At 56.9% G+C, this 14138-nt stretch carries 17 protein-coding genes; 13 read left to right on the top strand and 4 right to left on the bottom strand.

Annotation, left to right across the window (positions count from 1 at the left end; translation table 11 throughout):
• Positions 1-288: 288 nt before the first annotated feature.
• Genes BLV67_RS00855 through BLV67_RS00845 form a run of 3 tightly spaced genes read right to left on the bottom strand, consistent with a single transcriptional unit; the run spans position 289 to position 2754 of the window.
• Positions 289-957 carry a hypothetical protein gene (locus BLV67_RS00855; RefSeq protein WP_069785989.1) on the bottom strand — a complete coding sequence of 223 codons (669 nt, stop codon included), beginning with the start codon at positions 955-957 and terminating at the stop codon, positions 289-291.
• A gap of 3 nt (positions 958-960) precedes the next feature.
• Entirely contained in the window at positions 961-2310 is a 1350-nt protein-coding gene (locus BLV67_RS00850) for a M48 family metallopeptidase (RefSeq protein WP_244160685.1), read from the bottom strand.
• A 15-nt stretch (positions 2311-2325) separates the two neighbouring features.
• Positions 2326-2754, bottom strand: a complete 429-nt coding sequence (locus BLV67_RS00845) for a hypothetical protein (protein WP_069785987.1) — start codon at positions 2752-2754, stop codon at positions 2326-2328.
• Between the two features lie 172 nt (positions 2755-2926).
• Here BLV67_RS00845 and BLV67_RS00840 point away from each other — a divergent pair, with 172 nt between their 5' ends.
• Positions 2927-3874, top strand: coding sequence for a helix-turn-helix transcriptional regulator (locus tag BLV67_RS00840; RefSeq protein ID WP_069785986.1), 948 nt, complete (start codon positions 2927-2929; stop codon positions 3872-3874).
• Positions 3875-4368: 494 nt separating this feature from the next.
• On the opposite strand, the gene BLV67_RS00835 is transcribed toward BLV67_RS00840, so the two are convergent.
• Positions 4369-4755 (bottom strand): hypothetical protein, encoded by a 387-nt coding sequence (locus BLV67_RS00835; RefSeq protein WP_141722683.1) that lies wholly within the window; start codon positions 4753-4755, stop codon positions 4369-4371.
• Positions 4756-5030: 275 nt separating this feature from the next.
• On the opposite strand from BLV67_RS00835, the gene BLV67_RS00830 reads away from it, so the two are divergent.
• The 12 genes from BLV67_RS00830 (at position 5031) to BLV67_RS00775 (ending at position 14123) form a co-directional block, all read left to right on the top strand.
• On the top strand, positions 5031-5342 hold the full coding sequence (locus BLV67_RS00830) for a hypothetical protein (protein ID WP_069785984.1): 312 nt from the start codon (positions 5031-5033) through the stop codon (positions 5340-5342).
• A gap of 151 nt (positions 5343-5493) precedes the next feature.
• The gene (locus tag BLV67_RS00825) at positions 5494-5808 is read left to right on the top strand and encodes an integrative conjugative element protein, RAQPRD family (protein WP_244160693.1); all 315 of its coding nucleotides are present in this window, start codon (positions 5494-5496) and stop codon (positions 5806-5808) included.
• Positions 5805-6044, top strand: coding sequence for a TIGR03758 family integrating conjugative element protein (locus tag BLV67_RS00820; protein WP_032877922.1), 240 nt, complete (start codon positions 5805-5807; stop codon positions 6042-6044). Before BLV67_RS00825 ends, BLV67_RS00820 begins: the two co-directional genes overlap by 4 nt.
• A gap of 18 nt (positions 6045-6062) precedes the next feature.
• Positions 6063-6401, top strand: coding sequence for a TIGR03745 family integrating conjugative element membrane protein (locus BLV67_RS00815; protein ID WP_069785983.1), 339 nt, complete (start codon positions 6063-6065; stop codon positions 6399-6401).
• Between the two features lie 12 nt (positions 6402-6413).
• Positions 6414-6794, top strand: a complete 381-nt coding sequence (locus tag BLV67_RS00810; protein WP_069785982.1) for a TIGR03750 family conjugal transfer protein — start codon at positions 6414-6416, stop codon at positions 6792-6794.
• Complete coding sequence (locus BLV67_RS00805; RefSeq protein WP_069785981.1) at positions 6791-7444, top strand: PFL_4703 family integrating conjugative element protein; 654 nt, start codon at positions 6791-6793, stop codon at positions 7442-7444. Before BLV67_RS00810 ends, BLV67_RS00805 begins: the two co-directional genes overlap by 4 nt.
• Positions 7444-8343 carry a TIGR03749 family integrating conjugative element protein gene (locus BLV67_RS00800; RefSeq protein ID WP_069785980.1) on the top strand — a complete coding sequence of 300 codons (900 nt, stop codon included), beginning with the start codon at positions 7444-7446 and terminating at the stop codon, positions 8341-8343. Before BLV67_RS00805 ends, BLV67_RS00800 begins: the two co-directional genes overlap by 1 nt.
• Positions 8333-9823, top strand: coding sequence for a TIGR03752 family integrating conjugative element protein (locus BLV67_RS00795; protein WP_069785979.1), 1491 nt, complete (start codon positions 8333-8335; stop codon positions 9821-9823). Before BLV67_RS00800 ends, BLV67_RS00795 begins: the two co-directional genes overlap by 11 nt.
• Positions 9801-10241, top strand: coding sequence for a TIGR03751 family conjugal transfer lipoprotein (locus tag BLV67_RS00790; protein WP_069785978.1), 441 nt, complete (start codon positions 9801-9803; stop codon positions 10239-10241). The genes BLV67_RS00795 and BLV67_RS00790 overlap by 23 nt, the downstream gene beginning before the upstream one ends.
• On the top strand, positions 10241-13204 hold the full coding sequence (locus tag BLV67_RS00785) for a conjugative transfer ATPase (protein WP_069785977.1): 2964 nt from the start codon (positions 10241-10243) through the stop codon (positions 13202-13204). Before BLV67_RS00790 ends, BLV67_RS00785 begins: the two co-directional genes overlap by 1 nt.
• On the top strand, positions 13201-13500 hold the full coding sequence (locus BLV67_RS00780) for a hypothetical protein (protein WP_069785976.1): 300 nt from the start codon (positions 13201-13203) through the stop codon (positions 13498-13500). The genes BLV67_RS00785 and BLV67_RS00780 overlap by 4 nt, the downstream gene beginning before the upstream one ends.
• On the top strand, positions 13497-14123 hold the full coding sequence (locus BLV67_RS00775) for a DsbA family protein (protein ID WP_069785975.1): 627 nt from the start codon (positions 13497-13499) through the stop codon (positions 14121-14123). Before BLV67_RS00780 ends, BLV67_RS00775 begins: the two co-directional genes overlap by 4 nt.
• Positions 14124-14138 lie beyond the last annotated feature (15 nt).

Below are 14138 nucleotides of genomic sequence, written 5' to 3'. Positions count from 1 at the left end.
TGGCCGCCAGTCACAACAGAATCGCCGTATTGAACAATCGGCAAGCAAAAATGGGGGCAGCCCCTAATCCCAGTCAGTTAAGCGAACATCGCCCTCTGTAGGAGCGAGCTTGCTCGCGAAAAACGTCAACGATAACGCGTGTTTCCTGAATGAACGCGGTGCCTGTGAGTTTTTCGCGAGCAAGAGCTAGGCGCCCCCTCGCTCCTACAAAAAGCCTTAACTGACTGGCATTAGGGGCAGACCCTGATTTCACGCAACAACCATAACCCGGCTCTACCATACAACCGCTCAGGAATCGCGCCGAGTGCCCTGGCGCAGCGCATCAAGATGTCGCTGTGCGTGCGCGGCTTGGCAATAGCTGTTGAGGATGTGTGCAATCTGGTCGCAATCCAGGGTGATGCCTTCATGCACCAGGCCGGCAGACAGGATGCGGATCTGCGGCTGGGGCTTTTTGAGGGCCATGGCCTGGTTGCCGAATATCTGTCGCGCGGAGCGATGAACAGGCAGGGGCGCATCGGCACGCAACATCAGTTTCTGCTCCGTCAGCCAGCCTTCGTCATTGATGGAGACGTCGACAATGTCCAGCAGATCCACGGGTGCGCTCAGGGTGTCCGCAAACAGCTGGCGGCGGGTCAAACGCATAAACACGTGTTGCCCGGCGTTGCGGTGCTGCCAGGTGATCAATGCAAACACCACCGCCATCACCGCAGCACACACGGCCAGGCTGGTGGCCCCGCTATTCAGGGCGTACCCCAGCAAGCCCAGGGCAACCAGCAAAAACAGCGGGCTGCGCACCTTGTAGCGGCGCGAGTTGGTGAATTCGGTCTGCTCGGGTACACGCTGGATAACTTGCTCAAGTTCGGCGATCGCACGCTCGCGCTGGGCGTCGCGGGAGTCGGCGTATTCCTGGCTGAGTGCGCCGGCGAGATCCGACAGCGGATCGGAAGGTTGGGTCATGGGTCATCCTCTTTGGACGGTTGGTATCGGCGGTGATACGGGCTGCGTGGCAGCCGACGACGCCGTATGGGTGAGCTGGCTGAACCAGTGTCGGTCGTGTTCGGTGGGTACACGGGTGGCCTCGGCCAGCAGCGCGTCATCCAGGGTTACGCCCAGTTGCTGGAGGCGGAGTGCCGTCGGCGGGTGTGTATCGAACGGGTGCGCGATGGCGTGGTTCAGCGCCGCGTGGTTCAGACGCAGCGGCGTGTGTCGAAGGTGGTCGGCCAGGGCCTGGATTAGGTTGGAGTGGCGCTCGGCGAGCAGCGTGTTGATTTCAGCGTCCAGCGCGATCACCCGCAACAGCGCCTGGCAGAACAGGCGCTTGCCGCCGATGTTGCCGCCCACCCTATCCGCGGCCAATTCCTGAGCGCGGCCCCAGTGATGCACCGCCAGTTGAAAGTAATGCAGGAAACGTTGCGTCATCCAGATCGCCGGGCGCTCGATCCAGGCCGGGTCGGCATCCTCGGCACGGATAAACGCAAAGTGCAGGCACATCAGGCTGAAATGCGCACCGATCTCGCTGCCCCGCTCGGTGTCACGGCTACAGAAATGGCCCAACTCATGACCGATGATCGACTCGGTCTCGGCCTGGCTCAGGGTCGAGAGGTAGGTCAGCGGCAGGTAAAGGGTGCGCCCGCGGAGCAAGTCGCCGGCCGGTTGCAGGGCTACATCAACGCTGGTGACGAAAAACGATTGGTCGATGCCCACCACTATATGTTCGGGCACCGGCGCACCGGTGGCTGTGGCCAGTTGCTCAATCCATGTCCACAAGGCCGGGGCTTTGTCACGCCCCATCCGGTGCCCCAGGAACGCCGAGGACGGGCTATCCAGCGCATGCCATTGCTGGCGCAGACGCCCGATCAACAGGCAGCCCGCCCATAGCACGGCAGTCAGCGGCACCGCCACCAGCAGTATGAGCCAGCCACCGGCTTTCAAATGGCTCCAGCCCCAGCTCAGCTCATACAACAGACTCAGGGCCAACGAGCCCATCAACAGCCCGGTGTACGCCGCCAGCCAATGCCCCAAGGCACGCCAGCAGAGGAACAGGCGGTCGTAGAGAAAATCCCTGGACTTCAGCGCACGCCAGGCATCCAGCCTCAGTTTGAGCCACGTCGCAGGCCCGGCCACCAACGCGGCGAGGGCCAGCCAGTAGGCCAACCCTGCCAACACCTGACGCACGCGGAGCCAGGCGTAGTCGCCGCCGATATTCTGTGCTTCGCGCAGCACGTCATCGACGCGTCCGCTTTGCACACTGGCCCAGGTCATGAGCACCACCGGCAGCAGCAATATCGTCAGCGGCCACGACCACCGCACGAACCGGCCCATGGCTCAATTGGCCTGCAAATAATCGGTCAAAAACGCCTGTGCATTGCCTTGGCTGGACAGGAACTCGTCATAGCCGACATTCAGCGCCTGCGATTCGCCAGGCAGGTACAGCTCGCCCCAGCCTTTTTGCAGCACCAGTACCACGAATTTTTGGCCGTCCACGGTGATGGAATAGCGGGTGTCCTTACTGGTCTTTTCCACGGTCATCTTCTGGATCTTCATGTTCCAGTCGTGGTCCACACCCTCCAACTGCACCAGCGCCTGATTGTCATTGCGCGCACCGATGCGCAGAGTCCAGACTTTCACGCCGCCTTCGCCGGCATAGGCCAGCACTTTTTCCGCGACTTCCGGGCGGTTTTCAGCCTGGGCGCCACCCGCGATCACGGCCAGAACCAGGCACAGCAGCGCTGCCCACTTGCGATACATCAACATTTAGGGTTTCCTCGGCAGTTCAAAGGCGACCATTGAAATCAACGCTCCGGCGCCTGCCAAGGGGTGCGGCCGTGACGCACAACAATAAGGCCGTGACGCACAACAAATGATCGGGCCGCCCAATGTCGATATCATGCAACGCTGCCCACCAGCCCTGACGGACACTTTGCCAATGGACCGCCGAAACCCCTATCTGGACACGCACTTCTGCTTCGATCACCCAGAGGCCCTGAACCAGGCCGGTGTATTCGATGACAGCGCGCGGCAGGTCATGGGCAGCGCGATCGGCCATTACCGCGCGCAGACGCTGCGGTCGCAGCTGCAGTATTTCGACTGCGATCTGCAATTCCCCGACCCGTTGCGCATCCACAAGGTGCTGCCAGACAGCGTGTGCATCGTGCACGTACTGGGTGGGCAATGGCAGCATCGGGTTGACGGTTGGCTAAATGAATACACGCCCGGCGCGCCGCATGTGCTGGGCTTGAGTGAAAGTATGGAAGCCATGGACCAGATGCCTGCCGGCAGCCGTGCGCGCATGGCCGGACTGCGCATCGGCGGCGACTATCTACGCGAATTGGCTGAAGAAGACCCGTCACTGCAATCGCTGGCCAGGCTGCTCGACGATGGCATGCACTTTTCCGAACTGCACGGCTGCCGTGTCGTCGGGCGTTTGTTCGAGCGCCTTTATCACTCGCCCTACCAGGGGACGCTGGAACGGCTGAATCAGGAAAGCCTGAGCCTGGCCGTGCTGGTCGAGCTGGCGACGCACCTGGCGCCACAGCCGGCCAATCCTGAGACCGCGTTGCGCAGCCATTCGGACCTGGCGCACGAAGCACGCTTCAAGCTCGACGCCAACCTGATGAACCCACCCGGCACTCTGGCGCTGGCACGGGAACTGGGCGTGGGTGAAACCACCCTGAGACGTGCCTTCAGCCGGGTGTACGGCCAGTCGATGCTCGATTACCTGCGCAAACAGCGCCTGGAACTGGCGCGCAGCCTGCTGCGCCAGCGCAAATGGCACGTGGCACAGATTGCCCACCGCCTGGGCTACGCCAACCCTGCCAACTTCAACCATGCCTATAAGGCGTATTTCGGCCATGCGCCAGGGGCGGAATTCTGACGTTCGCTGCGCCTGCTCTGTCGGCTTACGCATCAGTGCGCCGAAAGGCTCACCTCTTTGCGTCTTGCTCGGCGCATCGTCAGCGTTCTAGACCCACTCGTGCCCTTCGGCCGCCCACTGTCTCTCGAGGCAATTGCTCGAATTTTCGAGCGGTTGTCTCCTCTGTGCTTATAGTCCGGCATCGACGGAGTTAAATGCATTGAAAACATGTTCGGGGTTGAAGGGGCGTCCATGGCAGGCCGCTATCGGCCGATTCTGTTGGAAAAGTTGGCCATGGTTTCCGCGGCAGAAAAGTAAGCGCTTGAGATTGAAATCTTTACTTTGTGCAGAGGATTCGGGCTCAGATTTCGCGTAGCTGTGCGCAAAAAATGCATTTTGAGCAGTCAGTACGCGGGCAGTCTGGAAGTACCGACTTTTTCAACACAATCGGCCAAAAGAGGAATTCGATCCACTACCGCCCAGCACAAAAGCGAAAACCTCTCGATCTGTGAAAGCTAGTCTGCAAGGGTACGCATCATTTCCTCGACCACCGGCTTCGTGTATTTCTCACTGGTGTCAGTCTCCGGTGGGTCGTTACTGCGGAACCATTCACCTTGATCGAATGCTTGGTAAAGCGAGAAAGCGGGCTGAGGCATGTCGTTAGTCATGCCTAATTCAACCACGGCATTTATGATCCCGTTCATAACGCCGTCGCAAAAGTCATAGAGCAGAGATCCTTGTAGATAGCCTTCCGCAACCGCGACGGACAGTTCGTTCAGCACATCATGCGGTGCAACGTCGAACCTTTCGCAAATGGGAACAAGATCACTCAGCGTCAAACCGTCTGATTCCGCTTTCACCGACAGTTCCTTGAGTTCGATCTTCGGCAAGACCATGATCATGAGCTTCTTCCGGTTAAGTGCGAAGGTAGCGGTTACAGATTGGCCGCACAGCGCTGCCACAGGTCAATTCCATGCTGCAATACGGGTTCATCGTCGGTCAACTTCAGCTACAGGCAATGTCAGCTTTTGGCCGATTTCTGCCGTTCGCGACGGGCTGCAATCGGATCTCACCAGCCAAACCTCAGAAATCACTCGCTTAGCAACAAACTATTTCAGATTGCTGGCACGCGCTCATTATTGAAACCCTGGTAGCTCTGCACATCGAGGACGTCGCCATGGGCCATCAGAAATTTGAATACCACACTGAGTTCTCTCCCTTTCAGTACGTTGTCAGAACCAAAAAGCTCTTCATGTTCAAGTCCGAAGAGCCCACCACTGAACCCGACACCCAGGGTTTTCTGGAAGATTCTGAACGTCAAAACCGCCTTGCTCAATTAGGCAGCGAAGGCTGGGAGCTGGTCAGTGTCCAGCCCGTGGTCAAAGGAGAAGTCAAGGTTGGCAATCAAAACGCGCAAGGCTGGGCTTACGGATTCGCCTTGCCCATCGGGTATCTGCTGTTCTTCAAACGCCCTATCCACAGTGATTGATGATGTTAGTACCGCCAGAAGAAATCCTTACAGTCCTGAATATGGTTTTCTTGCGGCGACCATAGCTTGATCACGGCAAGCTGACGGCATCAGGAATGACTAGAGCCCAGCCGTGATCCAGTACCCGCCTCTCACTGCACTCACTCGCCGAATTGCCTTGCCAGGTCTCATCGTACTTATCGGATGCAGTCTGCCTGTCTCTCATGCGGCCGCTGCTTCAGCCTCTGAACAGGCCAACTTGGACGTGATGATCCGCCAGTTAAATGCCTTGGAGGACACCGCACGTCGTAGCGCTCAAGTGGCCGACGAACCTGGCAAGCGTTACTTCTTCGATTACCAGCGCCTAGCAGGTGATATCGCCCGAATTCGTCATGGGTTGGAGGGCTATCTAACCCCATCCCGAGCCCAGCCTCGTGATCCTGTTGAGCTGTCAGGCCAATACACGACAGAAGAACGCAAGCCATGAGCATGAGCGGCGCTCAGGCTGCTGCGTTTCAAGCGGCGGGAGGGTTCCCTGCCTCGACGAGCTACCTGTTTTTCGTCGGCGTCGCTGTAGCCATCATCTTTATGTGGGGCGCCTGGGCTATCTGGAGCTGCTACCGAGGATGGGCCACTGGCAACCTTGATCGAACGATTGCCTCGACCTCGGTCGTCCGCATCCTACTGCTTTGCATGATCCTCACCACATTTGTTCTTAGTTGACCCTATGGGAGATACACCATGACTTCATTCTTAAAACCGGGCTGCATGCTGATCGGGTTGCTTGCGCTCCCCCAACTGGCCATGGCGGCTCTTCCGCAGTCTCAGCCTCCTACCCGGGGGGAAGGCTCTAACCTGATGCAAACCATGCAGAACTACGCCTTTGACGGTTTTTCTTTGCTTGGCCTCATTATCTGCGCCGTCATTTTCAGTGGTGTTGCTTGGCATGCCTTCGGCACCTATCACGAAATTCAACTTGGCAAGAAGAAATGGGGAGATCTGGGGGCGACGGCCGCAGTTGGCGTCGCCATCCTCGGTGTCGCTATTTTTCTGGTCACCAAGGCTACAAATATTCTTTAAAGAGCCGTGGCCATGACAGAACTCTCAGACGATGGGACCCTGATTTTCCTTCCAGTGCGATTGAACAATCAGCCAGTCATCATGGGCGGCCTTACCGCTGACGAAATGTGGGCCACCTTGGCGTTAAGTACCGGCGCAGGGCTGTTGATCGGAATTCCGGCCGCGATATTGACCCAGATTTTGGCACTTATCATAGGCGCAGCCATGCTCTGTGCAGTCCTTGGGCTGTTTCTTGCCAGTCGTTTCTTGCGTCGGTGGAAACGCGGCAGGCCAGATACATGGCTATACCGCCAAATGCAATTGAACATCGCACGGTTTTTTCCGACCTGGAATAAAGCCCTGCTGATCACACGTTCAGGTGCGTGGACCTGCCATCGAACGGAGGTTCAATGACTTACCGTAAAAAAGTAGACGCCCAGTTGGCCCACATCAACAGCCTGCGCATGGTCATTGGCCTGCTTGTTGCCCTGGGTCTGTACATGGCTTATGGCTGGCAGAGCGCACCGCGTGACCTGACTGTTCATGTGCCTCCAGATCTGCGTTCAGGTAGCACCCGCAAGTGGTGGGATATTCCACCGGAGACGGTATACGCCTTCGGGCTGTACATTTTTCAGCAGATGAATCGCTGGCCCGTTGACGGTGAAACCGACTACGAGGACAACATTACCCGCTTGGAAAGCTACCTGACGCCCAGCTGCAAAGCCTATTTGCAGAAAGATTTCGAGCTACGCCGCAATAGCGGTGAACTGCGCAAACGTGAGCGGGGTGTATTTGAAATTCCAGGCAGAGGCATCGACGATAAGTCTGAGCAACATATTGAACAGCACAGCATCAATGACTGGACCGTCAACCTGGACATCACCGCTGACGAGCACTACGGTGGGGAGCGCGTAAAGCGGGCATTTGCTCGCTATCCGTTAAGAATTATCCGATTCGACGTCGATCCCGAAAAAAACCCTTTCGGCCTGGCCTGGGACTGTTATAGCAGCAATCCACAACGCATCGAAGTCTCCGCAGAAACGACCAGAGCAGGAGGCAAATGATGACACGCCGCCTACTGATCATCGGGCTCTTAGCCCTTCACTTCTGCGGGTTGGCCAACGCCGTCGAAATCTTGCGCTGGGATCGTATCCCTATAGCACTGCCCTTGATCGTGGGTCAGGAGCGTATTGTCTTTGTGGACCAAAACGTACGGGTGGGTGTGCCTCGTAATCTCGTCGACAAACTGCGCGTGCAGAGCACCGGTGGTGCCCTCTACCTGTTGGCGAAAGAGCCGATTGAACCGACTCGCTTACAGCTGCAGATCATGAACTCCGGTGAGATCATGCTCGTGGATATCATCGCAACGGTAGGGAAACCGAATCAGGCCGCACCAGAGCCCGCAAAAATAGTTGCCGGGGAAAGCCTCGCGACACGTTACGGGCAAGTCGACGCCAAACCTACAAACCGCCAAGCTGCCGCCCCCTCGGTCCAATCCGGCGCACAAATCGCCGAGGATGATCCGCCGACGCCCCGGCGCGAAACGCCACTGCCTGTGGTCATGACACGCTATGCCGCCCAGATGCTTTATGCCCCACTGCGCACCGTTGAACCCGTGGAGGGGATTGCTCAGATCAATCTCAAGCGCGGTTTGGACCTCACCACCCTAATGCCGACATTGCCGGTCGAAGCCTCTGCCTTGGGGTCGTGGCGGTTAGACGAGTATTGGGTCACCGCGGTGAAACTACGTAACACAAGCGCCCAAAACCTCACATTGGATCCGCGTGACCTGATGGGTGACTTTGTCACCGCGACTTTTCAGCATCCCTACCTTGGAGCCAAGGGTGATGCCAGCGATACCTCGACGGTCTACCTAGTGACCCGTGGCCACGGTCTAGCCGAATCGTTGTTGCCGGCAGCCATCAGCCAGATCGATCCGAAGGGAGGTCGTCGTGAAGAGTAATCCACTTGTTAAATACCTGGTCATACCGTTCGCGATCTTGGCGATGTTCGTGATGGTTAAATTGTTCAGTCGCGGCAGTGCCGTAGAGCAGGTTCAGGCACCAGAAACGGTCGCGCTCAGTGCGGACGAGGCCAAAAAGCTGGGTGTTGACGGTGATACTCCCGGTGACACGCTGCGCACCATTGTAGTGGAAAGCCGACAGCTCAAGGACCAAGTCTCCAATGCTTTGAAGAACAATGATGAGTTGAAACAACAGAATATTGAGCTGCAAAAGCGCTTGCAGACCATAGACCAAAACGTCGACAACAAATTACAGAACGTCCAGCAAACGCTGAAACAAGAGTCGCAGCAACAAAGCCAAACCATCCTGGATACGCTGCAGCAGCAATACAACACCCTGAGCAACAAAAGCGGCAGCGGTAGTTCATCTGGAGCGGACTTGCCGATCGGCTTCGGCGTTCAGCCAGGTGATGGTGAAGGCTTCAAAGGCGGACCTGGCGCGGACGTTGTTTGGATAGAGCCGCAGGACGCAACGCCGGTCGATGTCAACGGCAAGCCCATCGCTGCTGGGTCAAATCAAACGGCAAGCGGTTTCAATTTCCCGACCTCTTTTGGCGAGTCCGTGGACCGAGGTCAAAATGCACTGCGCACGGGCGCTCAAAGTGTTGCGAATGAAATCTCGCCACAGGAGGCCCGCAAACAGGTGCGTAAGGTCTATACCTTGCCGCAGAACTCGACATTGATGGGTTCGGTGGCCATGTCCGCGCTGATCGGCCGGGTGCCCATTGACGGCACTGTAAACGACCCTTACCCGTTCAAGGTATTGATCGGGCCGGACAATCTCACGGCCAATGGCATCGACTTGCCCGACGTCGCAGGCGCGGTGGCCAGCGGAACAGCGTCTGGCGATTGGACCCTGTCTTGCGTACGCGGGCAGATCAAAAGCCTGACGTTCGTCTTCAATGACGGCACTGTGCGCACGCTGCCACAACCTCAGGAAGAAACGAATGGAAGTCAAAATAGTAACAACCAGAACAATGGCAACCAAACCACCATTCAGGGTGGCCTGGGCTGGATAAGCGATGCCTATGGCATTCCTTGTATAAGTGGCGACCGCAAAAGCAACGCCTCGCAATACATTGGCTCGCAGGTACTGATTACCGCCGCCGGCGCAGGTGCTGCCTCCCTCATCAAGTCAGATGGAAAAAGCGGCTCTTTTATAAACCCTCAGTCCGGGACCATCGGTTCTGTCGGCGGCTCGGGCAGTGAAGCCATGGGCAAAATCATTGGTCAGGGCGTCAATGACGTCTCCAGCTGGATCAACAAACTCTACGGGCAAGCTTTCGCAGCGGTGTATGTACAACCCGGGGCAAAGATAGCTGTGCACCTGGACCAACAGCTGACCATCGATTACGAACTCAATGGCCGCAAGGTCAACTATCGCTCAGGAGCCCGTAATGTTTCGACTGCGCTTGACTAATCATGGCTTAAAACTAGGTGCATACCTGGCCATCGCCCTACTCGCCTCGGCCTGTTCCACCAACAAAGACGAATTGCTCCCCCATGGGGACCGCACAATGATGGACGTTTGGGATCAAGGTTCCAGCGGCTCAAGCAACTCGAGCAGCCGCCAGTTGCTCGATGCCCGCCAGGATCTGCGACGACCATTGCAGCCTAATCAGGCGGGGGCTCTGGACGACAACGCCAAATTTACACGCACAGCTCAGAACGAGATTTACAGCCAGTTTAAGCGCCTGCCCAATCCGGACCTGGTCATGTATGTCTTTCCTCACTTAGCGGGTTCAGACCCTGCACCGATTCCGGGGTACACCACCGTATTCCCACTGTACCAGCGCGTGCAATACGCCATGCCCGGTGAACGCACGGAGGCATATTGATGGGATTATTTGAGTGGTTTAAAACACGACGAACCTCAGACCGCATCGAGCCCGATCTCGCATCAAATACTTCCGAGCACGTCGACGTGCTGGCATCAGTGACTGAGTCCTTTGAGGCAGCGACTGAGCGCTATTTCTCACGCCTGGCTGCCATGGGCATTCCGTCACCAAGCGATTGGCGTAACCCCAAGAAAAAACCAGCCACTACCGCTGACGTTGATCGGATGTATGACGTGAACCCATCCTTTGTGGACCTTCTGCCCTGGGTAGATTACCTGCCAGGGGAGAAAGCCATGCTGTTGGAAGATGGCGCGTCACGTGCTGCGTTCTTCGAACTAACACCTATTGGAACCGAAGGTCGAGATCCCGATTGGTTACGCAAAGCCCGGGACGCCCTGGAAAACGCTCTGCAGGACTCTTTCGATGAGCTGGAAACCTCCCCGTGGGTCGTGCAGTTGTACGCTCAGGACGAAACCAGTTGGGACAACTACCTGCAGCTATTACACGACTACATTCAACCGCGGGCACAAGGCAGTGACTTCACCGAGCTCTACTTGAAGCTGATGAAGCAGCACCTGGAAGCTATTTCCAAGCCAGGCGGGCTGTTTGAAGACACTAAGGTCAGCCAGTTGCCTTGGAGGGGCCAGCAACGGCGTGTTCGCATTGTTGTGTACCGACGTACCCAGGGTGCTCAAGCGGACGTGCGCGGCCAAGCCCCTGGTCCTTACCTGAAAATCATCTGCGATCGCTTAATAGGCGGGCTGGCTAACGCCGGCATCAAAACCCATCGCATGGATGGCCACGCTATCCGTCACTGGCTGATTCACTGGTTCAATCCACGGCCTGACCATCTCGGCCCTGCAGACGCTGATATCCGCCGGTTCTATGAGGTAGTTTGTAAGCAGGTGCCGGCAACGGAGGAAGGCGAGCTACCGCTAGCCAGTGGGACCGACTTTTCGCAAAACCTGTGTTACCGCGAACCGCTGTCGGACACAGAGAAAGGCCTGTGGTACTTCGACGGACTGCCCCACCGCGTTGTGATGCTCGATCGTCTGCGAGAAGCACCCAAGACAGGACACCTGACCGGCGAAACTCGCAAGGGCGGTGATGCACTGAACGCGCTGTTCGACAAAATGCCAGAGGACACCATTCTCTGTATCACCCTCGTGATCACTCCTCAGGACATCCTTGAAGGGCATCTGGAACAGCTCTCGCGCAAGGCTGTTGGTGACACCCAGGCCTCGATCCTGACCCGCGAAGACGTCGCCACCGCCCGCCAATTACTCGGCCGCAAGCACAAGTTGTACCGAGGCAGCGTAGCATTTTACCTGCGGGGGAACGACGACGCGCAATTACAGGAACGTAGCTTGCAATTGAGCAGTGCATTACTGGGCGCCGGCATGGAGCCGGTGGAACCTCGTGATGAAGTGGCCCCTTTAAACTCATACCTTAGATGGCTGCCCGGCAATTTTGATCCCAGCGAGCGCAAAGCACTGGAGTGGTACGCGCAACTAATGTTCGCTCAGCATATTGCGAACCTAGCCCCCGTCTGGGGACGGTCGACCGGAACCGGGCATCCAGGCATCACCCTCTTCAACCGTGGGGGCGCGCCGATCACCTTCGATCCACTGAACAAGCTGGACCGTCAGATGAACGCTCATCTGTTTATCTTCGGCCCCACCGGCTCGGGTAAATCGGCCAGTGCGACGAATATCCTTAGCCAGGTCGTTGCCATCTATCGACCGCGCCTGTTCATTGTAGAGGCCGGCAACAGCTTTGGCTTGCTCGGTGATTTCGCCAGCAAGTTGGGCTTGACGGTAAATCGTGTTCGGCTGGCCCCAGGGTCAGGCGTCAGCCTGGCCCCCTTCGCAGATGCAGTGAAACTCATTGAGCCCAGCCAGAACGTAAAGATTCTCAAGGCTGATGATCTTGAGGCCTCGGACGAGCACCTGGCCAGCCAGACCGAAGATGAACAACGCGACATCCTGGGCGAGATGGAAATTGCGGCCAGGCTGATGATCACGGGTGGTGAAGAAAAAGAGGACGCCCGCCTTACTCGTGCCGACCGTAGCGCCATCCGCCAATGCATATTGAATGCAGCGAAAAAATGCGTGACGGAACAACGTATCGTTCTGCCCGAAGATATCCGTGAAGCGCTGCGAGAAATGGGACTCGAACCCGGTATTCCAGACGCCCGAAGCTCACGATTCTTGGAGATGGCGGAAGCCTTGTCCATGTTCTGCATGGGCACCGAAGGCGACATGTTCAACCGTCCAGGTACGCCGTGGCCGGAAGCGGACATTACCATCGTTGATCTAGCCACCTACGCGCGCGAGGGCTACAGCGCGCAGATGGCCATCTCCTATATCTCGCTGCTCAACACAGTCAACAACATTGCAGAGCGAGACCAGTTTAAAGGCCGCCCACTGATCTTCTTCACTGATGAAGGCCACATTCAGTTGAAGGTGCCATTGCTGTCCCCCTACTCCGTCAAGATCACCAAAATGTGGCGAAAGCTCGGCGCCTGGTTCTGGATGGCCACCCAGAACGTTGACGACGTGCCGCCAGAGGCCTCAGCCCTGCTCAACATGATCGAATGGTGGATGTGCTTGAACATGCCGCCTGATGAGGTGGAGAAGATCGCGCGGTTTCGTGAACTGACTCCTGCACAGAAGTCGATGATGCTGTCAGCGCGTAAAGAAAGCGGCAAATTCACCGAGGGCGTCGTGTTGTCCAAAAGCATGGAAATGTTATTCCGGGCGGTCCCGCCCAGTTTGTACCTGGCCCTCGCAATGACCGAGCCGGAAGAGAAAAAGCAACGCTTCGACATCATGCAAGCCAAAGGCTGCAGCGAGCTCGATGCCGCCATTGAAGTTGCTGCAACGCTAGACCGCTATCGCGGTATCGAACCTCACATCATTACTTTCCCCGAGCAAGTCACGGCCTTGGAGCGCCAAGCATGAGAGCATTGAATTCCCTGACCCAGAACCTGATTGAAAGTCTGACCCAGCTGCTTGAACAACCAGGTGAAGACGCCCTTCAAACCCTTGAGGTGTGTGCACCCGTTTTGATAGAGCAACTGCAACAGGTTTTGGTTCGTGCGGTGGATCGTCGTGACATCGAGTCCCAGCTTCAAACGGCGTTAGCCAACTGGCTTCGACAGCACCCTCAGCCCGAGAGTGCTGAACACGCCCTCCTTGAAGCACTGCGTAATCAAGCACTCTTGTCATCGAAGCCTACGGCCGAGCTCCACACATGATTCGGTCTATGGGGGCAGTGGGATTTCTAGGATTATTTTTGGTTACTGTCGGCTTTGCAGTCCTCAAAAGCGAGGTGCAAACACGACAACATTCAGGCCCCTGGACGTTCGGGCAGGTTAATGCCCGCTGGACTGTGACAGAGTTTGCGGATCTGGAATGTCCTTATTGCAAGGCCTACACGCCGGCTCTGAAGGCCTGGGTCCAGAAGCAGAAGAGCGTGAACTTGCAGTGGCACCACCTGCCATTGGATTTTCACGGTTCGGCCGCGATAAACGAAGCCAAAATCGTTGAATGTGCGGGAGAGTTGGGTGGCGCGCTGGCATTCTGGCAAGCCGTCGATCAGATCTTTGAGCAAACCCGTAGCAACGGCCTCGGCTTTAATGGTCAGCTGGAGATAAGCCACGTCAATCGCCAAGCGCTAATGGACTGTGCTGTTAACAATAAACAGATTTCTCAACGCATTAGCCGGCAGACGGAAGAAGCCATAAAGTCCGGGGTTTCAGCGACACCGACCGTGCTGATTAGAGACAACAAAACGGGTAAGTCGCTAAAACTTGAGGGACCTGCCGATGAGGTGATGTTGCTGTCGGCAATTGACTTGTTGATACAAAAAAATAACTAGCTCCGCACCATATTT

It is taken from the genome of Pseudomonas salomonii, from assembly GCF_900107155.1.
Lineage (GTDB): Bacteria > Pseudomonadota > Gammaproteobacteria > Pseudomonadales > Pseudomonadaceae > Aquipseudomonas > Aquipseudomonas salomonii.
This window is presented reverse-complemented; position numbering and strand designations above follow the sequence as displayed.

Bases quoted from the DNA above. Each gene is read 5' to 3' on its own strand.
- BLV67_RS00775 (WP_069785975.1), top strand. From the start codon at position 13,497: ATGATTCGGTCTATGGGGGCAGTGGGATTTCTAGGATTATTTTTGGTT.
- BLV67_RS00785 (WP_069785977.1), top strand. From the start codon at position 10,241: ATGGGATTATTTGAGTGGTTTAAAACACGACGAACCTCAGACCGCATC.
- BLV67_RS00830 (WP_069785984.1), top strand. From the start codon at position 5,031: ATGGGCCATCAGAAATTTGAATACCACACTGAGTTCTCTCCCTTTCAG.
- BLV67_RS00840 (WP_069785986.1), top strand. From the start codon at position 2,927: ATGGACCGCCGAAACCCCTATCTGGACACGCACTTCTGCTTCGATCAC.
- BLV67_RS00815 (WP_069785983.1), top strand. From the start codon at position 6,063: ATGACTTCATTCTTAAAACCGGGCTGCATGCTGATCGGGTTGCTTGCG.
- BLV67_RS00805 (WP_069785981.1), top strand. From the start codon at position 6,791: ATGACTTACCGTAAAAAAGTAGACGCCCAGTTGGCCCACATCAACAGC.
- BLV67_RS00780 (WP_069785976.1), top strand. From the start codon at position 13,201: ATGAGAGCATTGAATTCCCTGACCCAGAACCTGATTGAAAGTCTGACC.
- BLV67_RS00800 (WP_069785980.1), top strand. From the start codon at position 7,444: ATGACACGCCGCCTACTGATCATCGGGCTCTTAGCCCTTCACTTCTGC.
- BLV67_RS00820 (WP_032877922.1), top strand. From the start codon at position 5,805: ATGAGCATGAGCGGCGCTCAGGCTGCTGCGTTTCAAGCGGCGGGAGGG.
- BLV67_RS00810 (WP_069785982.1), top strand. From the start codon at position 6,414: ATGACAGAACTCTCAGACGATGGGACCCTGATTTTCCTTCCAGTGCGA.
- BLV67_RS00835 (WP_141722683.1), bottom strand. From the start codon at position 4,755: ATGATCATGGTCTTGCCGAAGATCGAACTCAAGGAACTGTCGGTGAAA.
- BLV67_RS00855 (WP_069785989.1), bottom strand. From the start codon at position 957: ATGACCCAACCTTCCGATCCGCTGTCGGATCTCGCCGGCGCACTCAGC.
- BLV67_RS00790 (WP_069785978.1), top strand. From the start codon at position 9,801: ATGTTTCGACTGCGCTTGACTAATCATGGCTTAAAACTAGGTGCATAC.
- BLV67_RS00845 (WP_069785987.1), bottom strand. From the start codon at position 2,754: ATGTTGATGTATCGCAAGTGGGCAGCGCTGCTGTGCCTGGTTCTGGCC.